We start from the raw sequence: 26,398 nt of genomic DNA, 5'->3' as shown, positions 1-26,398 counted from the left end.
CAGCGGAAAGGCGAATGCGCACTTATTGCCCGCCGGAGCGGCGCATGGATGCCAGGAACGTGTCGGTGTCGAAATCCTGGACGTCACCGCTGGCTTCACCCTCGATCAGAGCGGATCGCAAGGCTTCGAGCTTCGCCTCCCGCTCTTCGAGAAGGCGCAATCCGGCGCGGACGACATCACTGGCTGAGCCGTATCGACCGCCTTCGACCTGCCGATCGATGAATTGCGTGAAGTGCTCACCGAGCGAAACCGACGTGTTGCGAGCCATAGCGACCTCCGCCGGCGCCATATACCAAAATTTGGTACCCGACCAGTGGGTGGCTTGGTCCTGCGCGCGCTCGCACCATCCCCCCCACCCCCGATTGCGCCTGCCCCCGCTTGCCCCGACAATGCCCGTCCCCGCGGCCTCGCGCGGGCAAGAACAGGCATGCGCGTCGTGATCGACCAGGTTTCCCAACGCCAGCAGGACATCCTCGCTCTCGCCCGCCTGCACGGGCGGGTCAGCGTCGAGGAGCTGGCGGCGCGGTTCGAGGTGACGCCGCAGACGATCCGCAAGGACCTGAACGAATTGTGCGACAGCCGGCTCCTGTCGCGCATCCATGGCGGCGCCGTGGTGGCGTCGGGCGTCGAGAACGTGTCCTACGAGGCGCGCCGCCTCGTCGCCCACGGCGAGAAGCGGGCGATCGGCGAGGCGGCGGCACGGCTGATCCCCAACAGCGCCTCGCTGTTCATCAATATCGGCACCACCACCGAGGAGGTGGCCCGTGCCCTCGGCGACCACGAGGACCTGCTCGTCATCACCAACAACCTCAACGTGGCAACCCTGCTCTACCGCCACCCGAAGATGAGCCTGATCGTCGCCGGCGGGCCGGTGAGGCGGGCCGACGGGGCGGTGATCGGTTCGGCGGCGGTCGATTTCATCAACCAGTTCAAGGTCGATTATGCGGTGATCGGTGCCTCGGCGATCGACGAGGACGGGACGCTGCTCGATTTCGACTACCGCGAGGTGCGGGTCGCCCGCGCCATCATCGAGAATGCCCGCCGGGTGATTCTGGTCGCCGACAAGCTGAAGCTCGACCGTTCGGCGCCGATCCGGGTCGGCCACCTGCGCGAACTCGACTACTTCGTCACCGACGCGATGCCCTCGGCGGCCCTGCGGGAGATGTGCGCGGTGAACCGCGTCGAGCTGGTCGAGGCCGGACTGGGCGCGCACGAGACCTCCGACGCCGCCGAGTAGCTGAAACCGAAAATCTTCGACTTTCGTTCGCGCCTTCCCGTTTTCGGTTTCGCTTGCGTCAGCCCTTCGCCGCAGCTAGATTCGCGGCAGGATGCAAACGAAAGAGCCGAAAGGCTTCGACAGGGAGGTGGCTTTGGCCCCCAGGCGCCAGCAGCCCGGCGACGAGCGCGGGGTGTTCGACCTCGCGGTGATCGGCGGCGGCATCAATGGCTGCGGCATCGCCCGCGATGCGGTCGGCCGCGGCGCCTCGGTGGTGCTGTTCGAGCAGAACGACCTTGCCAGCGGTACCTCCTCGACCTCGACCAAGCTGATCCACGGCGGCCTGCGCTACCTCGAACATTACGAGTTCCGCCTGGTCCGCGAGGCCCTGATGGAGCGCGAGGTGTTGTGGGGCATGGCGCCCCACATCGTCTGGCCGTTGCGCTTCGTGCTGCCGCACCATTCCGGCCTCAGGCCCGGCTGGCTCCTGCGCCTCGGGCTCCTGCTCTACGACAACCTCGGCGGCCGCAAGCGCCTGCCCGGCACCCGCACCCTCGACCTCACCCGCGACCCCGCCGGCGCGCCGCTGAAACCCGGCTTTCGCCGGGCGTTCGAGTATTCGGATTGCTGGGTCGAGGATTCGCGCCTCGTGGTGCTGAACGCCCGCGACGCCGCCGAGCGCGGCGCGGTGATCCGCCCGCGCACCCGGGTCGTCACCGCGGCCCGCACCGACGGCCTGTGGGAACTGACGGTCGAGGACCGCCAGACCGGCGCCCGCGACACCGTGCGGGCCCGCACCCTCGTCAACGCCGCCGGCCCCTGGGTCGCCAACGTGCTCACCGGCGTGGCGCGGGCGAACTCGTCCGAGGGCGTGCGGCTGGTCCAGGGCAGCCACATCGTGGTGCGGCGCCTGTTCCAGCACGACCGCGCCTACATCTTCCAGAACGCCGACCAGCGCATCATCTTCGCGATTCCCTACGAGCGCGACTTCACGCTGATCGGCACCACCGACCGCGACTACAAGGGCGACCCCGCCGACGTGCAGGCGAGCGAGGAGGAGATCACCTACCTCTGCGCCGCCGCGAGCGAGTATTTCCGCGATCCGGTCACCCGCGACGAGGTGGTGTGGACCTATTCCGGCGTGCGCCCGCTCTACGACGACGGCGCCTCGAAGGCCCAGGAGGCCACCCGCGACTACGTCCTGACCCTCGACGCGCCGGACGGCCAGCCGGCGATGCTCTCGGTGTTCGGCGGCAAGATCACCACCTATCGCCGCCTTGCCGAATCGGCGCTGGAGCGCCTGAAGGATCACCTGCCGGCGGCCCGCCAAAGCCCCTGGACCGCGGGCGCCGTCCTGCCGGGCGGCCATTTCCCGAAGGAAAGCTACGACGAGGTCGTGGCCGGGCTCGCGCGCCAGCATCCGGGCGTGCCGGAGGCGCTGGTCGCCCGGCTGGTGCGGGCCTACGGCACCGACGCGAAGGACATCCTGAGCGGCGCCCGCGCCATGGCCGATCTCGGCCGGGTGTTCGGCGCCGACCTGACCGAGCGCGAGGTGAGCCACCTGATGCGCCGCGAATGGGCCATGGACGCCGACGACGTGCTCTGGCGCCGCTCGAAGCTCGGCCTTAGGGTCACGCCCGCCGAGGCCGCCGCCCTCGACGATTACATGCGCCGCACTGCCGCCGCCCCCAACGCGGCCTGAACAAGAAGAGACGGGAGGGCGCCATGACCCTGATCCTGGAGAACGTCACCAAGCGGGTCGGGCCCGAGACGCATATCCGCGACGTCAGCCTCGCCCTGCCCAAGGGCTCGCTCAACGTGCTGCTCGGCCAGACCTTGGCCGGCAAGACCACGCTGATGCGCCTGATGGCCGGGCTTGAGGCGCCGAGCGAGGGCCGGATCATCGCCGACGGAAAGGACGTGACCGGCTTGCCGGTGCAACGCCGCAACGTCGCGATGGTCTACCAGCAGTTCATCAACTACCCGTCGCTGTCGGTGTACGAGAACATCGCCTCGCCGATGCGGGTCGCCGGTGTAGCGAAAGGTGAGATCGAGGCGCGGGTGCAGGAGGCCGCGGGGCTTCTCAGGCTCACACCCTACCTCAAGCGCAAGCCGCTCGAGCTCTCGGGCGGCCAGCAGCAGCGCACCGCCATCGCCCGGGCGCTCTGCAAGCGCGCCGACCTCGTGCTGATGGACGAGCCGCTGGCGAACCTCGATTACAAGCTGCGCGAGGAATTGCGGGAAGAGCTGCCGCGGATCTTTGCCGCGACGGGCGCGATCTTCGTCTACGCCACCACCGAGCCGGCCGAGGCCTTGATGCTCGGCGGGCGCACCGCCACCCTGCACCAGGGCCGGGTGACCCAGGTCGGCCCGACGCCGGACGTCTACCGCCGGCCCCACGACCTGATCACCGCGAAGGTCTTCTCCGACCCGCCGCTCAATACGCTCAGCGTGACGAAGGCCGGCGGCCGGGTCACCCTGCCGACCGGCGGCCAGGTGCGGGCGTCCGGCACGCTAGCGACCATCCCGGACGCGACCTACACGATCGGCTTTCGCGCCCACCACCTCGCCCTCGACCCGCTGCCGGGCGACGCGATCGCTTTGCCCGCCACCGTCTCGGTCGCCGAGATCACCGGCTCGGAGAGCTACGTTCACGTCGATGCCGGCGAGAGCCGCCTGATCGCCCTCGTCCCCGGCGTGCGCCGGCTCGAGCCCGGCGCAGGCGTCACCGCCTATCTCGACCCCCGCCACGCCCTGGTCTTCGACGAGAGCGGCCGCACCGCCGCCCTCGACCTGCCGGCGGCCGCTTAGGACACGGAGGGGATCCATGGCCCGCATCACCCTCGACCATCTCGCCCACGCCTACGGCCCGGACCCGCAAGGCCCGCAGGACTACGCGCTGAAGGAGATCGACCACGTCTGGCGCCAGGGCGGCGCCTACGCGCTGCTCGGGCCGTCGGGCTGCGGCAAGTCCACCTTGCTCAACATCATCTCGGGTCTGGTGGTCCCGACCCGCGGCCGCATCCTGTTCGACGACCGCGACGTCACCACGGTGCCGACCGAGGGGCGCAACATCGCCCAGGTGTTCCAGTTCCCGGTCGTCTACGACACCATGACGGTGCGGGAGAACCTGGCCTTCCCGCTCAAGAACCGCCGCGTCGCCCCCGCCACCATCCGGTCGCGGGTGGAGGAGATCGCCGGGCTCCTCGATCTCACCCGGGTCCTCGACCGCCGCGCCAACAACCTGACGGCGGACATGAAGCAGAAGATCTCGCTCGGCCGGGGCCTCGTGCGCCCGGACGTGGCGGCGATCCTGTTCGACGAGCCGCTCACCGTCATCGACCCGCACCTGAAATGGCAGCTGCGCTCGACCCTCAAGGAGCTGCACCGCAAGCTCGACCTGACGATGATCTACGTCACCCACGACCAGACCGAGGCGCTGACCTTCGCCGACACGGTGGTGGTGATGCATGACGGCGCGGTGGTGCAGACCGGCACGCCGGACGAGTTGTTCGAGCGCCCGGCCCACACCTTCGTCGGCCACTTCATCGGCTCGCCGGGCATGAACCTGCTGCCGGCGCACGTGCAGGGCGCGACCGCGACCATCGAGGGCCACGCCATCCCGCTCGCCCGGCACTATCCGGACCTGCCGGAGGGCAAGCGCATCGAACTGGGTGTCCGGCCCGAATACGTGCACCTGGCGCCGAAGGGCCTCGGCCTCCCCGTCCAGGTCAAGCGCATCGACGATATCGGCCGCCAGCGCCTCGCCCGGGTCGAATTGGGTGGCCGGCCCCTCGTCGCCACGGTGGCGGAGGGCCAGAGCCTCGATGGAACCGACGCGGCGCTGACCCTCGATCCGCGCCAGATCCACATCTACGCCGACGGCGCCCTGGTGCCCGGGGAGGCCGCATGACCAAGACCGTCAACCAGAAGGCCTGGCTCCTCGTCCTGCCGGTCTTCGCCGTCGTCGCCTTCTCGGCGGTGCTGCCGCTGATGACGGTGGTCAACTACTCGGTCCAGGACACGTTCGGGAACAACCAGTTCTTCTGGAACGGCCTCGGCTGGTTCCAGGAGCTGCTCGACCCGTCGAGCCAGTTCGGCGAGCGCTTCTTCGATTCGCTGTGGCGCAACCTCCTGTTCTCCGCGATCATCCTGGCGATCGAGGTGCCGCTCGGCATCGCGGTGGCGCTGTCGATGCCGCGGGAAGGCCGCTCGGTCGCCTTCTGCCTCGTGCTGATGGCGCTGCCGCTGCTGATTCCGTGGAACGTCGTCGGCACGATCTGGCAGGTCTTCGCCCGCACCGATATCGGCCTGCTCGGCTCGTTCCTCAACCGGATCGGCATCGACTACAATTACGCCGGCTCCGCGCTCGCCGCCTGGGTCACCATCGTGACCATGGACGTCTGGCACTGGACCAGCCTCGTCGCGCTCCTGTGCTATGCGGGTCTGAAGTCGATCCCCGATGCCTATTACCAGGCCGCCCGCATCGACGGGGCGAGCCAATGGGCGATCTTCCGCACCATCCAGCTGCCGAAGATGCGCCGGGTCCTGCTGATCGCCGTGCTGCTGCGGTTCATGGACTCGTTCATGATCTACACCGAGCCCTTCGTGCTCACCGGCGGCGGGCCCGGCAACGCCACGACCTTCCTGTCGATCGACCTCGTCAAGCTGGCGCTCGGTCAGTTCGATCTCGGCCGGGCGGCGGCGATGTCGCTGGTCTACAACCTGATCATCCTGAGCGTGTGCTGGGTGTTCTACACCGTGATGACCAACGTCGATGCCGGCAACCGCACGGTGCTGGCCGACAGCGACCCGGCCGACACGGCCACCGCCAGCCTGCCCCAGGCCACCACCATCCCGCTCGACCGGAGGGCCGCCTGATGCGCCCGCGCCACGTCGTGATGACGCTCTACCTGCTGTTCCTGATGGTCCCGATCTACTGGCTCGTGAACATGAGCCTGAAGACCAACCAGGAGATCAACACCAGCATGACGCTCTGGCCTCATGCCATCACGTTCGACAACTACATCCGGATCTTCACCGATCCGAGCTGGTACGGCGGCTACCTGAATTCGCTGTCCTACGTGGCGATCAACACGGTCTTGTCGATCGGGCTGGCGCTGCCGGCGGCCTACGCGTTCTCGCGCTACAGCTTCATCGGCGACAAGCACCTGTTCTTCTGGCTCCTGTCGAACCGGATGGCGCCGCCGGCGGTGTTCGCGCTGCCCTTCTTCAACCTGTACTCGGCGGTCGGCCTGTTCGACACGCCCTGGGCCGTGGCGCTCGCCCACTGCCTGTTCAACGTGCCGCTGGCGGTGTGGATTCTCGAAGGCTTCATGTCCGGCGTGCCGCGCGAGATCGACGAGACCGCGGCGATCGACGGCTATTCCTTCCCGCGCTTCTTCGTGAAGATCTTCATGCCGCTGATCGCGTCGGGCATCGGCGTCGCCGCCTTCTTCTGCTTCATGTTCAGCTGGGTCGAGCTGCTGCTCGCCCGCACCCTGACCTCGGTCGACGCCAAGCCCATCGCCGCCACCATGACCCGCACGGTCTCGGCCGCCGGCATGGATTGGGGCCTCTTGGCCGCCGCCGGTGTCCTCACCATCGTGCCGGGCGCCCTCGTGATCTGGTTCGTGCGCAACTACATCGCCAAGGGCTTCGCCCTCGGCCGCGTCTGACCGGGAGACATCCCATGCCTGCGTTTTCTTGGCCCGATTTCGCCTGGATGGCCTGGACCTGGCAGACCGCGATCTTCTTCGTGGTCATCGCCGGCCTGCTCGCCCTGATGACCGCGCTCGCCGTGTGGCGCCCGGAGACCGAGCAGGTCGGGATCCTGCGCATCCCGACGACCCGCGGCGACCGGCTGTTCCTGACCTTGGTCGGTGCCGCCTTCATCAATCTCGCCTGGCTCGGCCTCGTCGGCCCGAGCCTGGAATGGGCGCTCGCGCTCTCGCTCGTTTACGGGGCGGTGATGTTCCGCTTCGCTTGAGAGGCCCCGCCGCCACGTCCGGCCCGAGCCGGCATCAGGCGGGTTCCGATACCACCAAAGGGAGGAAGACCAGGATGAAACGCCATCGTCTGCTCACCGCCGCGAGCGCGGTTACGCTCTGCCTCGCCGCCGGCCACGCCTTCGCCGGCATGGAGGAGGCCAAGCGCTGGGTCGACAGCGAGTTCCAGCCCTCGACCCTGTCGAAGGAGGAGCAGCTCAAGGAGATGCAGTGGTTCGTCGATGCGGCGAAGCCCTTCGCCGGCATGGAGATCAACTTCGTCTCCGAGACCATCACCACGCACGAATACGAGGCCCGGACCCTCGCCAAGGCCTTCTCGGAAATCACCGGGATCAAGCTCCGCCACGACCTCCTGCAGGAGGGCGACGTGGTCGAGAAGATCCAGACCCAGATGCAGTCGGGCAAGAACATCTACGACGGCTGGATCAACGATTCCGACCTCGTCGGCACCCATTTCCGCTACGGCCAGACCGTCGCCCTGTCGGACTTCATGCAGGGTGAGGGCAAGGACGTCACCTCGCCGACCCTCGACCTCGCCGACTTCATCGGCAAGTCCTTCGGCACCGGCCCGGACGGCAAGCTCTACCAGCTGCCCGACCAGCAATTCGCCAACCTGTACTGGTTCCGCTACGACTGGTTCACCCGTCCCGACTTCAAGCAGAAGTTCAAGGCCAAGTACGGCTACGAGCTCGGCGTGCCGGTCAACTGGTCGGCCTACGAGGACATCGCCGATTTCTTCACCAACGACGTGAAGGAAGTCGATGGCGTCAAGGTCTACGGCCACATGGACTACGGCAAGAAGGACCCGTCCCTCGGCTGGCGCTTCACCGATGCGTGGCTGTCGATGGCCGGCAACGGCGACAAGGGCATCCCGAACGGCAAGCCGGTCGATGAATGGGGCATCCGCATGGAGGGCTGCCGCCCGGTCGGCTCCTCGATCGAGCGCGGCGGCGACACCAACGGCCCGGCGGCGGTCTACTCGGTCACCAAGTACGTCGAGTGGCTGAAGAAGTTCGCCCCGCCGCAGGCCGCCGGCATGACCTTCTCGGAATCGGGCCCGGTCCCGTCGCAGGGCAACGTCGCCCAGCAGATGTTCTGGTACACCGCCTTCACCGCCGACATGGTCAAGCCCGGTCTCCCGGTGATGAACCAGGACGGCACGCCGAAATGGCGCATGGCCCCCTCGCCCAAGGGCCCGTACTGGAAGGAGGGCATGAAGCTCGGCTACCAGGATGCCGGCTCGCTCACCCTCCTGAAGTCGACGCCCCTCGAGCGCCGCAAGGCGGCCTGGCTCTACCAGCAGTTCATCGTCTCGAAGACGGTCAGCCTGAAGAAGAGCCATGTCGGCCTCACCTTCATCCGTGAGAGCGACATCTGGGACAAGTCCTTCACCGAGCGGGCGCCGAAGCTCGGCGGCCTGGTCGAGTTCTATCGCTCGCCGGCCCGCGTGCAGTGGACCCCGACCGGCGTGAACGTGCCGGACTATCCCAAGCTCGCCCAGCTGTGGTGGCAGAACATCGGCGACGCCTCCTCGGGCGCCAAGACCCCGCAGGCGGCGATGGACGCCCTCGCCAACGCCCAGGACGACGTGATGGCGCGCCTGGAGCGCTCGAAGGTGCAGGGCGAGTGCGGCCCGAAGCTGAACCCCAAGACCTCGGCCGAGCACTGGTACGAGCAGGCCAAGAAGGACGGCACGCTGGCCCCCCAGCGCAAGCTCGCCGACGAGAAGCCGAAGGGTGAGACGATCGACTACGACACCCTGATCAAGAGCTGGCCGGCCTCGCCGCCAAAGCGCGGCTGACGCCGAGGGAGCCGGGGCGGCGCGCCCCGGCTCTCCTTTTCCGGGATCAACCGCATGATGGCGGCGACCGCCGCGCTCGTCGCGAGGGGGAACCGTCATGGCCTATGACACGACGGAACTGCGACCTCTCTGACGGGCCCCGAAACGATGTCCTCCCTCATCCTCGCCATCGACCAGGGCACCACCTCCTCGCGCGCCCTTCTGTTCCGGCCCGACACCTCGATCGCGGGCCTCGCCCAGGCCGAGTTCCCGCAGCACTTTCCGGCCTCGGGCTGGGTCGAGCACGAGCCGGAGGATCTCTGGCGCACCACGCTCGAGACCTGCCGGGCGGCGATGCAGCAGGCCGGCGTGACGGCGCGGGACGTGGCGGCGATCGGCATCACCAACCAGCGCGAGACGACGCTGGTCTGGGACAAGCGCACCGGCGAGGCGGTGCACCGCGCCATCGTCTGGCAGGACCGGCGCTCGGCCGGGATCTGCGCCCGGCTGAAGGAGGCGGGCCACGAGCCGCTGGTGACGGCGAGGACCGGCCTGATCCTCGACCCCTATTTCTCCGGCACCAAGATCGCCTGGATCCTCGACAACGTGCCGGGCGCCCGCGCCCGGGCCGAGGCCGGCGAACTCGCCTTCGGCACCGTCGATTCGTATCTCCTCTGGCGCCTCACCGGCGGCCGGCTCCACGTCACCGACGCCACCAACGCCTCGCGCACCCTGCTCTTCGACATCCATCGCGGCGTCTGGGACGAGGAGCTGATGCGGCTCCTCGGCGTGCCGGCCTCGATGCTGCCGGAGGTGCGCGATTCGTCGGGCGATTTCGGCGAGACCGATCCGGCGCTGTTCGGTACGTCGATCCCGATCCGGGGCGTGGCCGGCGACCAGCAGGCGGCGGTGGTCGGCCAGGCCTGCTTCCGGCCCGGCATGGTCAAGTCGACCTACGGCACCGGGTGCTTCGCCCTGCTCAACACCGGGTCGCAGCCGGTCGCCTCGAAGAACAAGCTTCTCACCACCATCGCCTACCAGCTCAACGGCCGGCGCATCTACGCGCTGGAGGGCTCGATCTTCGTCGCCGGTGCCGCGGTGCAGTGGCTGCGCGACGGCCTCGGCGTGATCGATTCGGCGGCCGAGACGGGCGCGCTCGCCGAGCGGGCCGATCCGGCGCAGGACGTCTATCTGGTGCCCGCCTTCGTCGGCCTCGGCGCGCCGCACTGGGAGCCCGACGCCCGCGGCGCCCTGTTCGGCCTCACCCGCGGCACGGGACCGGCCGAGCTCGCCCGCGCGGCGCTCGAGAGCGTCTGCTTCCAGACCGCCGACCTCCTCGACGCCATGCGGGCCGACTGGTCGGATGCCGATGGCAGCGCCACGGTTTTGCGGGTCGATGGCGGCATGGTCGCCTCCGACTGGACGATGCAGCGCCTCGCCGACCTCCTCGCCGCGCCGGTCGACCGGCCCGCGGTGAAGGAAACCACGGCGTTGGGGGCGGCCTATCTCGCCGGCCTTGCCTGCGGCCTCTACCCCGAGCCCGAGCACTTCGCCGACCATTGGCGCCTGGAGCACCGCTTCACCCCGGCGATGGAGCCGACCTTGCGCGAGCGCCGGCTCGCCGGCTGGCGCAAGGCGGTGAGCTGCCTGGTGGGGAGGTAGCAGCGAAGAATGATGGTGCCTGGAATCCGCTGCCGCTGAACCACAACCAGATTACGCGGGATCCCCTCTCCCGTGTGGGAGAGGGGAGGGTGCATCATCTTGTTGTCTTGAGATTCGAGACGTGCGCGTCTCACTTCTCCAGTCGCGCGATCAGGCTCGACGTGTCCCAGCGCCCGCCGCCCAGGCTCTGCACCTCGGCGTAGAACTGGTCGACCAGGGCCGTCACCGGCAGCTTGGCCTTGTTGCGGCGGGCCTCCGACAGGACGATCGACAGGTCCTTGCGCATCCAGTCGACGGCGAAGCCGAAATCGAACTTGCCCTCGTTCATGGTCTTGCCGCGGTTCTCCATCTGCCAGGAGCCGGCGGCGCCCTTGGAGATCACGTCGAGCACCGCCTCGATGTCGAGCCCGGCCTGCTTGCCGAAATGCACCGCCTCCGACAGCCCCTGAACCAGGCCGGCGATGCAGATCTGGTTCATCATCTTGGCGAGCTGGCCGGCGCCGGCCGGGCCGAGCAGCCGGCAGGCGCGGGCGTAGGCCCCGATCACCGGCTCGACCCGCGCGAAGGTCTGCGCGTCGCCGCCGCACATGACCGTCAGCACGCCGTTCTCGGCGCCGGCCTGGCCGCCGGAGACCGGCGCGTCGATGAAGCCGAACCCGGCCTGCCCTGCGGCGGCCGCCAGCTCGCGGGCCACCTCCGCCGAGGCGGTGGTGTGGTCGACGAAGACCGTTCCCTTGCCCATCGCCGCAAAGGCACCGTCCGGCCCGGTCGTGACCTGGCGCAGGTCGTCGTCGTTGCCGACGCAGGCGAAGACGATCTCCTGGCCCTCGGCCGCCTCGCGCGGCGTTGCCGCGGCCTTGCCGCCGTGAGCGCTCACCCAGGCATCGGCCTTGGCCTTGGTGCGGTTGTAGACCGTGACGTCGTGGCCCTTGGCGGCGAGGTGACGGGCCATCGGCCCCCCCATCACGCCGAGACCCAGAAACGCGACCTTAGCCATGCGCTCGCTCCTCCCACGCCGTTATCCGCGGCGGCCGGCCCCCGGTGTAGTGAGCTGCCCCCGCGCCCGTCAAACGGGCTCGCCTCTCCTCCACGGCCGATCTCGCTCGTGGAGGAGGAGGCGTCATTGTGTGTCGAACGGAATGAACTTCGCCCGGATGCGGCCGTAGCGCCCGTCGGCGATCAGCGCGGCGAGCGCCCGCTCGAAGGCCGCGCGCAACGCGCCGTCACTCTTGCGCAGGCCGATGCCGACGCCTTCGCCGAGCAGCAGCTCGCCGGGCGGCACGTCGCCGACGAGGCGGCAGCAGGCCTCGCCTTCGGGCTTGGCAAGGAAATTCGCGAGGTCGAGCTTGTCGCCCAGCACGAGGTCGACCCGGCCCGCCCGGAGGTCGAGGGTCGCGTCGGCGAGGCTGTCGAAGGTGCGGATCTCGGCGCCCGGCACCCGCTGCTCCAGGTAGGCGACCTGCGGCCCGTGCGCCGCCACGCCGATCCGCCGCCCCCGCAGGGTGGCGGGGGAGGGATTCGGCAGCGAGGTATCGCGCCGCGCCACGTAGGCGAAGGGAATCCGCAGGTAGGGCTTGGTGAAGGCGATGCGGGCGGCCCGCTTCGGGGTGATCGCCATCGCCGCCATGATGGCGTCGTACTCGCCGGCCTCCAGGCCCTTGATGATGCCGTCCCACTGGTGGAGCACGATCGTGCAGGTGAGCCGGGCCTCGGCGCACAGGGCCTGGGCCAGCTCGACCTCGAACCCCGCCGGCTTGCCGTCCTCGACGTAGTTGAACGGCGGGTGGCCGCCCTCGGTGGCGATGCGCACGGGCGAGGGGAGGGGGAAGGGTGGAGTCTCCTCGGCCAGGGCGGGCCCGGCGGCCAGCAGCGACAGGAGCAGGAGGCGGGAGAGCAGGCGGCTCATCCGGCGGCGGTCTCTCATGAGGTGGGGGAAGTCGGCGATCGGTGGACGGACCCTGCCACGGCCGCGCCTGCCGGCGCAACTCGCGCGTCGTCCCATGCGGTACCCGAGTGCCGGGCGGAGGTAACCTTGCGTCAGGGTTAACCGGGTTTTAAGCGTGGCGCGGTCTCATCTCGCCATGCGTCTGAGCTTCCGCCCGCCCCAACCGCCCCGCGACCGTGCCGATACGGTCGAGATCCTGCCGCCGCTCCCCGTCGCGGTTCCGGTGGTCGAGGGACCCGACCGAGATGCGGGCCGGGCCGGGCGCGACGCCGTCGACCGGGTCGAGGCGGAGCTGGTGCGGGCCGCCCGCGCCGTCGGGGTCGCTGCCCGGGACGGCTGCGCCGAGACCGCCGCCGTCGCCGCCGACACCCTCGCCCTCGCCCGCGGCCTCGAGGCCCTGGGCGGCCGCGCCGACGAGGCAGGGGTGCGCGGCCGGGCGCTCGGCGTCTCCGCCGAGACGCTCGCGACCGAATCGGAGGGGCTCGCCGGTGTCCTGGTCCAGGCCGGCCGCCACCTCGACCGCACCGACGCGCAGAGCCGCGTGCTCGAGGCCGAGATGACGGGCGCCGCGCAGGACGCCGCCCGCGTCGTCGAGGCCGCCGCCACCCTGGCCCGGCAGGCCAACCGCCTCGCCCTCAACGCCACCGTCGAGGCGGCGCGGGCCGGCACCGGCGGCGAGGCGCTCTGGCGGATGGCGGAGGAATTCAAGCTCCTGTCGGCCGATGCGACCCGGGCGGTCGAGGAGGTGCGGGCCCTGAGCCGCCGCCTCTCCGGCCCCGGCGCGGTGGCGATGGGCAGCGTCGCGACCTCCCTCGCCTGCCTGCGCCCGGCCTTCGCGACCACCGGCGCGGCGGCCGGGGCCCAGGCCGTCGCCGCCCGGCACCTCGCCGACGACGCCTGCGACCTCGCGGAGTCCACCGAGGCGTTCGGCCGGGACGCCGCCGCCGCCGCGACGGCGGCCGGCGAAGCCGCCCGGCGCATGGAGGCCGCCGAATCGGTCGGCGCCGGTGTGGCGGGCCTCGCCGGCGGGCTCGCCCTGCGCACGGTCGCGTCCTTGCGCCAGGCCGAGATCGGCGACCGGCGGGTCCACGACCGCTATCCCGTCGACCTCGCGGTGCGGGTCGGCAATTGGGGCCTCGGGCGGGTGCTCGACCTGAGCCGGGGCGGCCTGCTCCTGACCCCGCCGGAAGGCTGCAGCGCCCCGGCCGGGGCCAGGCTCTCCCTCGACGTGCGCGGCATCGGGCGGTTGCAGGTGCAGGTCGTGGGCTCAAGCCCGCGCGGCCTGCATTGCGCCCTCGTCGATCCGGCGTCCGGATCGCGGATGCGCGACGCCCTGGTGGTGGTCGAGGAGGAGAACCGGCCGCTGATCGCAAGCGTGCAGGGCGGTGCGGCGGCGGTCGGGGCGGCCCTGGAGCAGGCCCTGGCCGAGGGCCGGCTCCCGCGCCACGCCCTGTTCGACACCAGCTACCGCCCGGTCGCCGGGATCGAGCCGCCGCATTACCTCACCGCCGCGGTGCCGGCCCTGGAGGACATCCTGCCGCCGCTCCTCGAGCCGCTGCTGCTGGCCGATCCGCGCACCGCCTTCTGCTTTCCCGTCGACCGCAACGGCTACGCTCCGGTCCACAACCGCGCCCAGGCCCAGGCGCCGCGGACCGGCGACCCGGCCTGGAACGCCCTGCACGCCCGCCAGCGCCGGCTCTACGACGACCGCATCGGCCTCGCCGCCGCCCGCTCGACCCGGGCCTTCCTGGTCCAGGCCTGCCCGCAGGACGAAGCCGGACGCCCGCCCCTGCGCGAGGTGGCGGCGCCGATCCGGGTGCATGGCCGGCACTGGGGGGCGCTGCGGATGGGGTTCCGGATATAGCGATAATCATTGCAATCACCCGCCCCTTTCCCGGATCTCCTTTCGCTGGCGCTGCCGTCGTCCGGGAAAGGGTGGGGAGGGGTATGAACCGGGGTCACCCCCCCGTCGTGCTCATGTGCCGCGGCACCGCCGGCTTCGCGGCCCGGGCGATGACGAAGTCGTGGCCCTTCGGCTTGCGGGTGATCGCCTCCCGGATCGCCTCGGCCACCACGGCATCGTCGGGGGAGGCGCGGAGCGCCGCCCGCAGGTCGGCGGCGTCCTCCTGGCCGAGGCACATGTAGAGCTGGCCGGTGCAGGTCAGGCGCACCCGGTTGCAGCTCTCGCAGAAATTGTGGGTGAGCGGCGTGATGAAGCCGAGCCGCCCGCCGGTCTCCTCCAGGCGCACGTAGCGGGCGGGCCCGCCGGTGCGGTCGGGGAGCGGGGTGAGGGTGTAGCGCTCGGACAGGCGCTCGCGCACCACCGAGAGCGGCAGGAACTGGTCGACCCGGTCGGGCTCGATGTCGCCGAGCGGCATCACCTCGATCAGCGTCATCTCCATGCCGAGCCCGTGGGCCCAGTCGAGCATCGCCGGAATCTCGTCCTCGTTGACGCCCTTGAGCGCCACGGCGTTGATCTTGACCTTCATCCCGGCCTCGCGCGCCGCCGCGATGCCGTCGAGCACCGTGTCGAGGTCGCCGCGCCGGGTGATCGCCCGGAATTTCTGCGGGTCGAGGGTGTCGAGCGAGACGTTGATCCGGCGCATGCCGAGAGCCGCCAGCTCGGCGGCGTGCTGGCGCAGGCGCGTGCCGTTGGTGGTCAGCGTCATCTCCTCCAGCGCCCCGGATTCGAGGTGGCGCGAGAGGTTGCGGAACAGCCGCATGATGTCCCGCCGCACCAGCGGCTCGCCGCCGGTGATGCGCAGCTTGCGCACGCCGCGGGCGATGAAGACCGAGCAGACCCGGTCCAGCTCCTCCAGCGTGAGCAGGTCGCGCTTGGGCAGGAACGCCATGTCCTCGGACATGCAGTAGACGCAGCGCAGGTCGCAGCGGTCGGTCACCGAGACGCGCAGGTAGGTGATCGCCCGCTGGAACGGGTCGATCAGCGGCGCCGGCCGGGCCGGCACGGGCAAGGCCGGCATCGGATCGTCGGTACGGGGACCCCACATGCGCTCAACTTCCTCGGGACGCGGCTCTGGCGGCCGAATGTCAGCCTGCATATGAGCGCTTCAGGGATTACGGGCAAGTTGTGCCTTCAGGCGCAGGGAGACGCACCCATGACCGGCACCTCCATGATCGACGATGCGGACTGGCCGACCGAGATCCGGCTGTCGCGCGACAAGCGCACGCTCCACGTCGCCTATGCCGGCGGCGCGGCCTATGCCCTGCCGGCGGAGTACCTGCGGGTCGAGAGCCCCTCGGCCGAGGTCCAGGGCCACGCACCCTCCGAGCGGAAATGGCTTCCGGGCAAGCGCGAGGTCCAGATCCTGTCGGTGGCCCCGGTCGGCAACTACGCCGTCAAGCTGACCTTCGACGACATGCACGATACCGGAATCTACGCCTTCGACTTCCTGCGCCGCCTCGGCGAGGAGCAGGCGATGCGATTCACCCGCTACGAGGAGGAGCTGGCGGCCCGGAATCTGAGCCGGGAGCCGGCACGGCGGCGCTGAACCGTCAGCCGGCCGCCGGGGCGGGCCGCGCCGCCGCCGCGATGGTGAGCGCTGCGACCGCCACGGCGAGCGGGCCGAACGACACCCACAGCACCACGTCCCAGCCGTAGCGGGCGAGCAGGCCGCCGGAGGAGAACGAGCCGAACGCCATCGTGCCGAACACCACGAAGTCGTTGAGCGACTGCACCCGGGTCCGCTCCTCCGGGCGGTGACAGTCGAGCACCATGGCGGAGGCGCCGACGAAGCCGAAGTTCCAGCCAAGTCCCAGCAGGACCAGGAAGGCCCAGAAATGGGCCAGATCCAGGCCCGACAGCCCGACGAGGGCCGCGACCGCGGTGAGCGCGAGCCCCGCCGCCACCACGCCCGGCGCCCCGAACCGCGCGATCAGCCGCCCGGTGACGAAGCTCGGGGCGTACATCGCGATCACGTGCCATTGCAGGCCGAGATTGGCGTCGTCCTGCGTGTGGCCGCACAGGTGCATCGCCAGCGGCGCCGCGGTCATCAGGAAGTTCATCAGGAGGTAGGACACGACCCCGCACAGGACCGCGGTGACGAAGCGGGGCTGCCGCGCGATCGTGCCCAGCGGGCGCCCGCCGGAGATCTCGGCCCCGGTCGGCGCCGGGAGCCGCACGCCCATCAGCACGACGCCCGACAGCACCGCCACCCCGGCCTGGGCCAAGAAGGTCGCGGCGAAGGCGTGCGCGGGCCACAGATCCATCGTGTGGCTGACGAGTTGCGGCCCGATGATCCCGGCGAAGACACCGCCGGCCATGACCGCCGAGAGGGCCCGCGGCCGAAGCGCCGGCGCGACGCAATCGGCGGCGGCGAAGCGGAACGACAGCACGACGGCGGCGTAGGCGCCGCCGAAGAAGGTCGCCAGGCAGAGCAGCCAGAACGACGACAGCACGACGGCGAGCGCCGCCAGGAGCCCGACCAGCACGCCGCTCCCGGTGCCGGCCAGGAACGCCGTGCGGCGGCCGTAGGCCCGGGCGATCCGCCCGGCCGGCAGGGTGCAGGCGGCCATGCCGACGACGAAGATCGAGATCGGCAAGGTGGCGAGCGCCGGATCCGGCGCCAGCCGGCTGCCGATCACCGCGCCGGTGGCGTAGACCACGACCGAGTTGGCGCCGGCCAGCGCCTGGGCGGTCGCGAGGCGCAGCACGGTGCCGGTGCCGGTCGCGGTGGGGAGGGCGGCGGGCTTCGACATCGGCGGCTTCTCAGGCGGTGAGCCGGGCTTGCCAGCGCGCGTCGCGCGGCGAGGGGCGGCGGTGGAGTCGGGTGTCGAGGAGAATCCGGGCCTTGCCCACCTCGCCGGCCTTCATCAGGGCGACGAGGAGGGTGTCCTCGATCATCTCGCGCTGGGCGCCGCTGCCGCCGATCCGCACGACTTCCGCGGCGGCCGGTTCGAGGATCCGGGCGCACGCTGCGTAATCCTCGTCGGCGAAGGCGAGCGCCGCCCGGCAGATCGCCGGCACCACCGGCCCGGCCGCCAGCGTGCCGGCCTCGACGAGGGCGGTGAGCGCGGCGATGCGCGACTCGGCCGCCGCCCGGTCGCCGGTCGCGGCGGCGAGCAGGCCCATATGCGCGTCGGCGAAGCCGAAGCCGGCCTGCGCGAAATACGGCTCCGCATAGGCCCGGACCTCGTCCCACAGCCCGGCCGGGACCACGTGACCGTAGGCGCCGAGGCGCCAGAGCAGCGACACCCCGTCGGTGATCACGTTGAGCGGCAATCCCGCCGTCGCGCCAGGCCGCACGTGCTCGCCGTAGATCGCCAGCGCTCCATCGGGATCGCCGCGCTCCAGGGCCGAGAGGGCGGCGTGCCAGGCGATGTGGCCGTGCAGGATGCCGGCGCGGTCGTATCCCGGCAGCCAGCCGGCGATCAGCGCCTCGGCCTCGGTCCCGGCGCCGTCCTCGAACAGGGCGTGCGACAGGGCGTGGGCGCCGTTGGCGTTGTCGCGCCGCAACGAGAAGCCCCGCTCGGTGAGCGCCCGTCCGCGGGCCACCGCGCCGTTCTCGGTGAGGGCCCAGCCGCGGGAGACCGCGAACCACCAATCGTCGGCCTCGTAGGCGGAGGCGTGGCGCTCGCAGAGATCGGCCCGGGCCTGGTCGTGGTCGGGCCGGCCGGAGAAGGCGAGGAGCCCGAAGGCACCGAGCGGCAGCGACAGGATCAGGGCGTCCCGCGGCCAGGCCTCGAGATGCGCGAGCGCCCGGGCGAGCGCCGGCGCCGATCGCCCCTCGATCGCGAGCGACAACACCGCGACGTGGCTGCGCTCACGCTCGGTCCCCCCTCGCGCCACGCACGCGGCGGCGGCGGTGATGCGGGCCCGCGCCGCCGCCGGCTCGGTGCGCATCGCGTGCAGGCGGGCCCGGGCGGCCTGCGCCAGGGCGAAATCCGGATCGGCCGCAATCGCCGCGTCGAGCGCCTCCGCGGCGCCCGGCCAGGCGGCGAGCATGAGGTCGACGCCCTCGCGGTAATGCGCGGCGGCGATGCTGGAGCGGGTCGAGACGGGCAGGCCGCGGCGGTCGGGATGGGCCATGATGGTCCTGTTCTCCGACGGCGGCCTCACGTCAGCAAGAGGCTTCAGCAAGTGCTTCTCCTGCCTGGAGCGACGCCGGCTGTTCGTGTCTCGACCAGGCGTCCGTCGGTGCCGATGTCCTGCCGAGCGAGGGGGCACCTGCCGCGGGAGATGATCGAGAGGCCGGACGGAGCGGCGTTTCCGGCCATCGGGACCGCGCGGGCAGCATGAAACGAAAAAGGCCGGCACAGGGCCGGCCTCTTCGCATCTCTGATCCGTGCCCGCCCGATCAGCGCTGCACGATCACCTTCGTGCCGACCTTGGCGCGGGTGTAGAGGTCGGTCACGTCGTCGTTGGTCATCCGGATGCAGCCGGAGGAGACGGCGGTGCCGATGGTCTCGGGCTCGTTGGAGCCGTGGATGCGGTAGAGCGAGCCGCCGAGATACATCGCGCGGGCGCCGAGCGGGTTCTCCGGGCCGCCCTTCATGTAGCGCGGCAGGTCGGGCCGGCGGCGGATCATCTGGGCCGGGGGGCGCCAATCGGGCCACTCGCGCTTCATCGAGATGGTCTGCACGCCGTTCCAGGTGAAGCCCGGACGGCCGACGCCGACGCCGTAGCGCAGGGCCTGGCCGTTGCCGAGCACGTAGTACAGCCGGCGCTCGGCGGTCGAGACCACGATGGTGCCGGCGCCGTAGGGGCCGGAATAGGCCACCGTCTCGCGCGGGATCGGGCTCAGCTTCGGCACCGTGGCGTCGAGGGGATCGACGGGCGCCGACACCGCGGCGGCGGCGGGAGCCCGCACCGTCACGGTGAGGGCCTGCTCCAGGGGCTGGCGGGTGAGCGGGTCGATCTCGTAGGCGGCGGCAGGCGCCGCCCAGGCGGCGACGGCGCAGGCCAGCCCGGCCAGGGCGGGGACGAAGCGGCGCATGGAAGCCTCTTGGCAAAAAGCTCGGAAAGGGAAGCGCGGGGCAAGGACGGTGCGAACGCCACCGGCACCGTACGGCGGAACCAATGGCCAAGCCGTAAACGCCCACGTCCCAAAGCCAAGCTTAAATCCGGCGAAGCGTCGCGGTTGCGAGATCGTCGTTGTGTCCACGCCACACCGTGGCGGCGCAGACACGTTTCTGCTCCGTTACTGGAGCGCCGCGAGGGTGCGGCGGGCCCGCTCGGTGATGGCGGAAAAGTTCCCGGCGCGGATCTCGGCCTCGGGTGCCAGCCACGAGCCGCCCACCGCCGCGACGTTCGGCAGGGCGAGCCAGGCCTTGGCGTCGGCCTCGCCGATGCCCCCGGTCGGGCAGAAGCGGGCCTGCGGGAACGGGCCGCCGAGCGCCTTCAGCGCCGCCATGCCGCCCGCCGGCACCGCGGGGAAGAACTTCGCGGTCGTGAAGCCGGCGGCGAGCACCTGCATCAGGTCGGAGGGGGTGGCGATGCCGGGCATGAACACCATGTCGCTGGCGGCCGCCGCCCGCAGCAGGTCCGGCGTCGCCCCGGGGCTCAGCGCGAAGCGGGCGCCCAGCGCGTGCGCGGTCTCGAGATCGGCCGGGGTGAGCACCGTGCCGAGGCCCACCACCGCCTCCGGCACCGCGTCCATGATCGCCTTCGCGGCGTCCCGCGCCACCGGCGTGCGCAGGGTGATCTCGAGGGTGGTGATGCCGCCCGCCACCAGGGCGCGGGCGAGCGGGACCGCGTGGGCCAGTTCCGGCACCGTGATGACCGGAATCACCGGCGAGGCGGCCAGCAGCGCGTCGAGGCGTTGGGCACGGGTATCGGTGGTCATGGTTGGTTTCCCGAATCGAGGGTGAGGTCGGGCATCGCCGCCCGGGGGATCACGGCGCCACGATGCCCGATGACGGTGCCGGCGAGGCGGTGGCCGCACGCGGCGGCCTCGGCGGGCGAGCGGCCGGCGAGGCGGGCCGCCATGTAGGCCGCCGCGAAGCTGTCCCCCGCCGCGGTGGTGTCGACGACCGTCTCGATGGGCGAGGCCGGCACCGTGACGTCGTCGGTGCCCGTAAGCACCCGCACGCTCGGCGGCGAGCCGCCGCCCTTCAGCACGATCTCGCAGCGGCCGTGATGGCGCAGCACCTCCTCCTCGCCGTCCGGCCCGTACAGCCAGTCGAGGTCTTCCGCGGAGGCGAAGATCAGGTCGGCCGCCGCCATCGCGTCGCGGAAGGCGGCTTGCGCCTTCGCCTTGTCGGGCCAGCCGCGGGGGCGGTAATTGGTGTCGAAGGCAACGCGCCCGCCCTTCGACTGCACGGCCCGGCAGGTCTCGGCGAGCGCCGCGCGCCCGGCCTCGCCGTAGAGCGACAGGCTGATGCCGGAGGCGTAGACGAGGTCGTAGCCGGCGAGCGCTCTCTGCGTCTCGGCGGCGCCGGGGCCGGAGAACAGGTCGCGGGCGGCGGCGCTGTCGCGCCAGTAGTGGAAGCTGCGCTCGCCGGATCCGTCGGTGCGGATGATGTAGAGCCCCGGCATCCGCCCGGGCAGGCGCCGCACCTCGCCGGTCCCGACGCCCTCGGCGGCCCAGGCCGCGAGCATCTCGTCGCTCCACGGATCGTCGCCGAGCGCCGTCACGTAATCGACCGCGACGCCGAGCCGGGCGAGGTAGAGGGCAGTGTTCAGCGTATCGCCGCCATAGCCGCGCAGCAGGCTGCCGTCCGGCCGCTCCGACAGCTCCATCATGCACTCGCCGATGCAGGCGACCCTCGTCGTCATCGTGTCCCTCTCCTGCCTCGCTCCCTTCCCCCTTCCGGGGGGCGGAGGTGGGGGCGCGCCGCGAAAAGACTACGGCGCCCCGTCCGGAGCCGCTCGCCTCCGGCTTCCCCCACAGGGGGGACGGAGAGGGGCGGTGTCAACGTCCCGCCCGCGGCCCGCGCCTGTCCCGCCTCGGCCGTGAACTTTATCCTGCGTCAAGTCTTGAACGGCGGGAGCGACACGGTAGAAGAGGCGCCCCAGCGTCGCCCGGTCGGGCGAGCGTGACGACGAACCCGCGACGGCTCCGATCCGCCGCGGGGACGAGCCCGATCCCGTCTCCTGCCGCAGCCGGGGACGGGCGGGAGGAACGGTTCGAGATCACGAGGCTGCCGCCGCTCACGCCCGGCATCCGGGTTCGCGAGAGCCCACCCGTCTTCCGGAGTTCGCCCGTCATGCCGCTCTACCGATTGCGATCCCGCTTCCACGATCGCGAGACCCCCGCCGTCCAGGACCTGCCGATCGAGGCGCCGACGGTGCGCCACGCCGCCGCCCGCATCCTCGGGCAGGCCGATGCGATGTTCGGCGACCGGACCGGCGAGGCCTGGCTCGTCACCGAGGACGGCGCCCGCGTCTGGAGCCTGAGCCTCGACGCGCAGGACAATGACGAGGTGCAGGGCGCCTGGGTCTGAGCCGCGTCATGCCTTGCTGACGCCGCAAGTGCCGCGCATCGGGGCGGCCCCGAAGGCTGTTTCGAGCTGCCCGATCCGATGAAAGTGCTTGTCCTCGGCGCCCTGGCCGGAACCGTGCTGGCCGCCGCCCCGGCCGCCGCCGACTGGCGCTACTGCCTCGCCCGCGGGCCCGCCCGCACCTTCTACCTGTCGGCCCCGTTCTCGACCGTCGCCGCGATGCCGTCCCTCGACGCCGCCTTCGCCCGCATGCTCGACCGCACCCACCGCATCCACGATCCCGTCCAGTGCCCCCGGGCCGAGGATGCGAAGGCGCTCCGGGCGATGCGCCAGACCGCCCTCCGCTACAACCGCGACGACGGCGCGACCGTGGTGGAACTGGACTGGACGCCGGACCGGGACGCGGCGGCGATGCAGTGAGGCGCGGGTCGACGAACCGACAGGATTGAAGCCGCCATCGTCGGGCCCGGCGCCGTCGGGCGGTCCCGCAGATGACGGGGTGGGCAGCGCCTGCGCCGCGCATGGCCGACCCGCGCCGCCCGCGCTTCCGGCCAAATCGTTAGCATCCTATCTATGAGGGCGATCAATCATCGGCTCGGCCGAACGCGACGGCGATGCGACGCGACCTCCTGCAATCCCTCACCCTCACCCTGCTCCAGGCCGGGCGCGTCTGGCGCCGGGCCGCCGACGAGGTCGTGACCGCCTACGGCCTGACCGAGGCGACCGCCTTGCCGCTGCTGCTGATCGGACGGCTCGGCGGCGACCTGCGCCAGACGACGCTCGCCGACGCCCTCGGCGTCGAGGGGCCGAGCCTGGTGCGCCTGCTCGACCAGCTCTGCGAGGCCGGCCTCGTCACCCGTCGGGAGGACCCGACCGACCGCCGCGCCAAGGTGCTGCACCTGACACAAGAGGGGCAGGCGCGCGCCGCCGCCATCGAGGCGCGGTTCGATGCGTTGCGCGAGGCGGTCTTCACCCATGTCGGCGACGACGACCTGCGGGCGGCCTTAAACGTCCTGCGCACGCTCCAGGCCGACGCCCCGAAGGGTGCGAGCCGTTGCGGGCCCGGCGAGGGCGCGAACCCGCCGCCTCCGGCCATGGAAGGACGCGCCTGATGCCCGGCTGGCGCCAGTGGCTGTTCGCCGTCAAGATCAGCGGGGCGGCGCTCCTCGCCCTCGGCATCGCGCTGTGGGTCGACCTGCCGCGCCCGTACTGGGCGATGGCGACCGTCTACATCACCATGCAGCCGCTCTCCGGCGCCACCCGCTCGAAGGCGCTCTACCGGGTGGTCGGCACGCTGATCGGCGTCTCGGCCGCGGTCGTGATGGTGCCGCCGCTGGTCGCCTCGCCCGAGATGCTGACCCTGGCGCTGGCGCTCTGGACCGCCGGCTGCCTCTACCTCTCGCTCCTCGACCGCACGCCGCGGGCCTACCTGTTCATGCTTGCCGGCTATACCGCGGCGCTGATCGGCTTCCCGGCGGTGACGGCGCCCGAGACGATCTTCGACACCGCGGTGTCGCGGGCCGAGGAGATCACGCTCGGCATCCTCTGCGCCTCGCTGGTGGCGAGCATCGTGTTTCCGGAGCCGGTCGGACCGGTCCTGGCCTCCCGCATCGGCGCCTGGCTCGGCGAGGCCGGCCGCTGGACCGGCGACGTGCTCTCCGATGCCGGCGAGCCGCCGGCCCTGCGGGCACGCCGCCTGCGGCTCGCCGCCGAGGCCGCCGAGATCGACGCGCTCTCGGCCCATCTCGCCTACGACACCTCGGCCCAGAGCCGGGCGGTCCCACTGGTGCAGCTCCTGCGCGGCCGGATGCTGATGCTGCTGCCGGTCCTCTCCTCCCTCGCCGACCGGATCGCGGCGCTCCGCGGCCTGTCCGGGATGACGCCGGAGCTGCGGAGCCTGCTCGCCGCGGTCGAGGCGTGGTCGGCCGCCGGCGCCCCCGCCGGGGAGGCCGATGCGCTCATGGCCCGGATCGAGGCTGCCGACCGGCCGCTGCCGCCGCACGCCGCCTGGACCGCCCTCGTCCGGGCGAGCCTCCTCGACCGCCTGCGCGAGCTCGTCGCCATCGGCCGCGACTGCCGGGAGCTGCAGGAGGGCATCACCCGCGGCAGCGGCTCCTTGCGCGCGCCGCTCGCCTTCGCGGGCGAGTTCGGCGGCCGCGCCCCGCGCCACCGCGACCACGGCATGGCGTTCCGCTCCGCGCTCAGCGCGTTCCTCGGCATGGTCGCCTGCGTGGCGGTCTGGATCGCCACCGCCTGGCCCGACGGCGCCACCGCGGCGATGATGGGTGCGGTGCTCTCCTGCCTGTTCGCGACCCAGGACGACCCGGTCCCGGCGATCCTGAGCTTCGCCACCTGGACCGGGATCGCGGCCGCGGCGATCGGCGTGCTGCTGTTCGGCGTGATGCCGCTCGTCCACGACTTCGTCAGCCTCGCCCTGGTCCTGGCCCCGGTCCTGGTCCTGTGCGGCCTGCTGATGACGTCGCCGAAGACCCTGCCGGTCGGTCTCGCGCTCGGCGTCAACGGCAACGCGCTGCTGGCGATCCAGGACCGCTACACCTCCGAATTCGGCGCCTACGTCAATTCCGGCCTCGCGCTCGTCGGCGGCATCTGGATCGCCGCCCTGGTGACCCGGCTGGTCCGCTCGGTCGGGGCCGAGCACGGCGCTCGCCGGCTGGTCGCGGCGAGCCGGGCCGACCTGGCCCGGGCGGCGCGCCGGCGCGGGCGCGGCGACCGGGCCGCCTTCGCCCACCTGATGCTCGACCGCCTCGGCCTCCTGGTGCCGCGGCTCGCCGCCGCCGGACCGGACAGCGATCTCGCCCGCATCGACGCCCTGGCGGCCCTGCGGGTCGGCATGAACCTCGTGTCCTTGCGCCGCGCCCGCCACGGCCTGCCGGCCAGCGAGGTCGCGGTCCTCGACGCCGCCCTCGATGCGGTGGCGCAGCATTACGAGGGGCCGCGCGGCCCGGCCTCGCCGGTCCTGCTCGCCCGCATCGATGCGGCCTTGGCGGAGGTCGGCGCGGAATCCGGCGCGGCCGGCCGGCGCGACGCGCTCCTCGGGTTGGCGGGCCTGCGCCGCGCCCTGTTCCCCGAGGCGCCGCCCGCCGGCGCCCCCCTGCTCGCGAGGGAGGCCGCCTGATGGCCGATATCGACCTCTACGGCGTGTTCGTGCCGGCCCTGCTGGTCTGGGCGGTCGCCGCCTTCGTGCTGAACCTCGGCGTGCGCCGGCTGATCGGCGCGCTCGGGCTCTACCGCCTGGTCTGGCACCGGGCGCTGTTCGACCTCTGCCTCTACCTCGTCTGCCTCGGCGGCGTCGTGTCCCTCGCCAGCCGCCTGACCTGACAATTCTTGAACGAAGATCCTCGGACCATGACCCGCGCGCTCGCCTTCCTCGGCCGCTTCGCCGTCACCGCCGCCATGCTGGCCCTCGCCGTCGTCGTCGGGACGGCGTTGTGGGACTACTACCTCGAGGCTCCCTGGACCCGCGACGGACGGGTGCGGGCCGAGGTGGTCGGCGTCGCCCCCGACGTGTCGGGCCTCGTGCGCGACGTCGAGGTGCGCGACAACCAGCGCGTCAAGCGCGGCGACGTGCTGTTCCGCATCGATCCCGACCGCTTCGGCCTCGCCTTGCGGCAGGCCGACGCCGTGGTGGCCGGCCGCAAGGCCAACCTGGTCCAGGCCGAGGCGGACCTGACCCGCTACCGCCAGCTCAGCGACAACGTCGTGTCGCAGCAGAAGCTCGAAGCGACGCTCGCCGCCGAGCAGAGCGCCCGCGCCGCCTACGACCAGGCGGTGGCCGACCGCGACCTCGCCAGGCTCAACCTCGACCGCTCCGAGGTGCGTGCCTCGGTCAACGGCCGCATCAGCAACCTCGAGCTGCGCCCCGGCGCCTACGTGGCGGTCGGCAAGGCGGTGATGGCGCTCGTCGACAGCGACACCCTGCACGTTCAGGGCTATTTCGAGGAGACGAAGCTCGACCGCATCCATCCCGGCGATCCGGTCAGCGTCCGGCTGATGGGCGAGGACCGCGACGTGACGGGGACGGTCGAGAGCGTCGCCGCCGGCATCGAGGACCGCGAGCGCAGCGCCAGCTCCACCCTGCTCGCCAACGTCAACCCGACCTTCGCCTGGGTGCGCCTCGCCCAGCGCGTGCCGGTGCGCGTCGCCCTCGACAAATCCGTCGACCGCGACCGGCTGACCGTCGGGCGCACCGCCACCGTGGTGGTGCATCCCGGCGGCGCGCGGCCGGAGATCCGGCCGTTCGAGGGGTTGCGCCATCTCGGGCTGCGCGACGGCTGGGAGGCCCTGAAGGCCGCGCTCCCGGCGATGAAGAGCTGACAGAATCGGGGTGTGATCGCGGCCGTCCCGGCCGGCGCCGGATCGGGAAGCGC

At 71.7% G+C, this 26,398-nt stretch carries 26 protein-coding genes; 17 read left to right on the top strand and 9 right to left on the bottom strand.

Features of this window, described 5'->3' with window-relative positions; translation table 11 throughout:
- Positions 1–22: 22 nt before the first annotated feature.
- Entirely contained in the window at positions 23–268 is a 246-nt protein-coding gene (locus FF100_RS08465) for a type II toxin-antitoxin system ParD family antitoxin (RefSeq protein WP_139035116.1), read from the bottom strand.
- Between the two features lie 159 nt (positions 269–427).
- Between FF100_RS08465 and FF100_RS08460 the strand changes: the two genes are divergently transcribed.
- From FF100_RS08460 to glpK, 9 genes are all read left to right on the top strand, one after another.
- Positions 428–1,237 (top strand): DeoR/GlpR family DNA-binding transcription regulator, encoded by an 810-nt coding sequence (locus FF100_RS08460; protein WP_205824808.1) that lies wholly within the window; start codon positions 428–430, stop codon positions 1,235–1,237.
- A gap of 133 nt (positions 1,238–1,370) precedes the next feature.
- Entirely contained in the window at positions 1,371–2,918 is a 1,548-nt protein-coding gene (gene glpD, locus FF100_RS08455) for a glycerol-3-phosphate dehydrogenase (protein WP_139035115.1), read from the top strand.
- A gap of 23 nt (positions 2,919–2,941) precedes the next feature.
- The gene (locus FF100_RS08450) at positions 2,942–4,027 is read left to right on the top strand and encodes an ABC transporter ATP-binding protein (protein WP_139035114.1); all 1,086 of its coding nucleotides are present in this window, start codon (positions 2,942–2,944) and stop codon (positions 4,025–4,027) included.
- A gap of 16 nt (positions 4,028–4,043) precedes the next feature.
- Complete coding sequence (locus FF100_RS08445; RefSeq protein WP_139035113.1) at positions 4,044–5,129, top strand: ABC transporter ATP-binding protein; 1,086 nt, start codon at positions 4,044–4,046, stop codon at positions 5,127–5,129.
- Complete coding sequence (locus tag FF100_RS08440; protein ID WP_139035112.1) at positions 5,126–6,097, top strand: carbohydrate ABC transporter permease; 972 nt, start codon at positions 5,126–5,128, stop codon at positions 6,095–6,097. Before FF100_RS08445 ends, FF100_RS08440 begins: the two co-directional genes overlap by 4 nt.
- Positions 6,097–6,894 (top strand): carbohydrate ABC transporter permease, encoded by a 798-nt coding sequence (locus tag FF100_RS08435; RefSeq protein ID WP_048433526.1) that lies wholly within the window; start codon positions 6,097–6,099, stop codon positions 6,892–6,894. Before FF100_RS08440 ends, FF100_RS08435 begins: the two co-directional genes overlap by 1 nt.
- Before the next feature lie 14 nt (positions 6,895–6,908).
- Positions 6,909–7,205, top strand: a complete 297-nt coding sequence (locus FF100_RS08430; RefSeq protein ID WP_139035111.1) for a DUF2160 domain-containing protein — start codon at positions 6,909–6,911, stop codon at positions 7,203–7,205.
- 74 nt (positions 7,206–7,279) lie between these two features.
- Positions 7,280–9,025, top strand: coding sequence for an ABC transporter substrate-binding protein (locus FF100_RS08425; protein WP_139035110.1), 1,746 nt, complete (start codon positions 7,280–7,282; stop codon positions 9,023–9,025).
- A 147-nt stretch (positions 9,026–9,172) separates the two neighbouring features.
- Positions 9,173–10,666, top strand: coding sequence for a glycerol kinase GlpK (glpK, locus tag FF100_RS08420; protein ID WP_139035109.1), 1,494 nt, complete (start codon positions 9,173–9,175; stop codon positions 10,664–10,666).
- Between the two features lie 130 nt (positions 10,667–10,796).
- Here glpK and FF100_RS08415 read toward each other — a convergent pair whose 3' ends face one another.
- Positions 10,797–11,663: an NAD(P)-dependent oxidoreductase gene (locus tag FF100_RS08415; protein WP_139035108.1), complete on the bottom strand. Its 867-nt coding sequence runs from the start codon at positions 11,661–11,663 to the stop codon at positions 10,797–10,799.
- A gap of 123 nt (positions 11,664–11,786) precedes the next feature.
- A complete protein-coding gene (locus tag FF100_RS08410; protein WP_139035107.1) occupies positions 11,787–12,572 on the bottom strand; it encodes an ABC transporter substrate-binding protein in 786 nt (261 codons plus the stop codon).
- Between the two features lie 175 nt (positions 12,573–12,747).
- Between FF100_RS08410 and FF100_RS08405 the strand changes: the two genes are divergently transcribed.
- Positions 12,748–14,475 carry a methyl-accepting chemotaxis domain-containing protein gene (locus FF100_RS08405; RefSeq protein ID WP_139035106.1) on the top strand — a complete coding sequence of 576 codons (1,728 nt, stop codon included), beginning with the start codon at positions 12,748–12,750 and terminating at the stop codon, positions 14,473–14,475.
- 94 nt (positions 14,476–14,569) lie between these two features.
- Here FF100_RS08405 and moaA read toward each other — a convergent pair whose 3' ends face one another.
- On the bottom strand, positions 14,570–15,619 hold the full coding sequence (gene moaA / locus FF100_RS08400; protein ID WP_139035105.1) for a GTP 3',8-cyclase MoaA: 1,050 nt from the start codon (positions 15,617–15,619) through the stop codon (positions 14,570–14,572).
- Between the two features lie 108 nt (positions 15,620–15,727).
- Here moaA and FF100_RS08395 point away from each other — a divergent pair, with 108 nt between their 5' ends.
- On the top strand, positions 15,728–16,120 hold the full coding sequence (locus FF100_RS08395) for a gamma-butyrobetaine hydroxylase family protein (RefSeq protein WP_425463295.1): 393 nt from the start codon (positions 15,728–15,730) through the stop codon (positions 16,118–16,120).
- Positions 16,121–16,124: 4 nt separating this feature from the next.
- Here FF100_RS08395 and FF100_RS08390 read toward each other — a convergent pair whose 3' ends face one another.
- The 5 genes from FF100_RS08390 to FF100_RS08370 form a co-directional block, all read right to left on the bottom strand.
- On the bottom strand, positions 16,125–17,327 hold the full coding sequence (locus FF100_RS08390; protein ID WP_139035104.1) for an MFS transporter: 1,203 nt from the start codon (positions 17,325–17,327) through the stop codon (positions 16,125–16,127).
- A gap of 10 nt (positions 17,328–17,337) precedes the next feature.
- A complete protein-coding gene (locus FF100_RS08385; RefSeq protein WP_139035103.1) occupies positions 17,338–18,657 on the bottom strand; it encodes a tetratricopeptide repeat protein in 1,320 nt (439 codons plus the stop codon).
- Between the two features lie 268 nt (positions 18,658–18,925).
- Positions 18,926–19,564 carry a L,D-transpeptidase gene (locus FF100_RS08380; protein ID WP_139035102.1) on the bottom strand — a complete coding sequence of 213 codons (639 nt, stop codon included), beginning with the start codon at positions 19,562–19,564 and terminating at the stop codon, positions 18,926–18,928.
- A gap of 204 nt (positions 19,565–19,768) precedes the next feature.
- A complete protein-coding gene (eda, locus tag FF100_RS08375) occupies positions 19,769–20,413 on the bottom strand; it encodes a bifunctional 4-hydroxy-2-oxoglutarate aldolase/2-dehydro-3-deoxy-phosphogluconate aldolase (protein WP_139035101.1) in 645 nt (214 codons plus the stop codon).
- Positions 20,410–21,345, bottom strand: a complete 936-nt coding sequence (locus tag FF100_RS08370; protein WP_139035100.1) for a sugar kinase — start codon at positions 21,343–21,345, stop codon at positions 20,410–20,412. Before FF100_RS08370 ends, eda begins: the two co-directional genes overlap by 4 nt.
- A gap of 431 nt (positions 21,346–21,776) precedes the next feature.
- Here FF100_RS08370 and FF100_RS08365 point away from each other — a divergent pair, with 431 nt between their 5' ends.
- The 6 genes from FF100_RS08365 to FF100_RS08340 all read left to right on the top strand — a co-directional run bounded on the left by FF100_RS08365 (position 21,777) and on the right by FF100_RS08340 (position 26,345).
- Positions 21,777–22,013 carry a hypothetical protein gene (locus tag FF100_RS08365; RefSeq protein WP_139035099.1) on the top strand — a complete coding sequence of 79 codons (237 nt, stop codon included), beginning with the start codon at positions 21,777–21,779 and terminating at the stop codon, positions 22,011–22,013.
- Between the two features lie 78 nt (positions 22,014–22,091).
- Positions 22,092–22,430: a hypothetical protein gene (locus FF100_RS08360; protein ID WP_139035098.1), complete on the top strand. Its 339-nt coding sequence runs from the start codon at positions 22,092–22,094 to the stop codon at positions 22,428–22,430.
- A gap of 194 nt (positions 22,431–22,624) precedes the next feature.
- Positions 22,625–23,122 carry a MarR family winged helix-turn-helix transcriptional regulator gene (locus FF100_RS08355; protein ID WP_139035097.1) on the top strand — a complete coding sequence of 166 codons (498 nt, stop codon included), beginning with the start codon at positions 22,625–22,627 and terminating at the stop codon, positions 23,120–23,122.
- Positions 23,122–25,146, top strand: coding sequence for an FUSC family protein (locus FF100_RS08350; protein ID WP_139035096.1), 2,025 nt, complete (start codon positions 23,122–23,124; stop codon positions 25,144–25,146). The genes FF100_RS08355 and FF100_RS08350 overlap by 1 nt, the downstream gene beginning before the upstream one ends.
- Complete coding sequence (locus FF100_RS08345) at positions 25,146–25,349, top strand: DUF1656 domain-containing protein (RefSeq protein WP_139035095.1); 204 nt, start codon at positions 25,146–25,148, stop codon at positions 25,347–25,349. Before FF100_RS08350 ends, FF100_RS08345 begins: the two co-directional genes overlap by 1 nt.
- A gap of 27 nt (positions 25,350–25,376) precedes the next feature.
- Entirely contained in the window at positions 25,377–26,345 is a 969-nt protein-coding gene (locus tag FF100_RS08340; protein ID WP_139035094.1) for an efflux RND transporter periplasmic adaptor subunit, read from the top strand.
- Positions 26,346–26,398 lie beyond the last annotated feature (53 nt).

This window comes from Methylobacterium terricola, assembly GCF_006151805.1.
Classification (GTDB): domain Bacteria; phylum Pseudomonadota; class Alphaproteobacteria; order Rhizobiales; family Beijerinckiaceae; genus Methylobacterium; species Methylobacterium terricola.
This window is presented reverse-complemented; position numbering and strand designations above follow the sequence as displayed.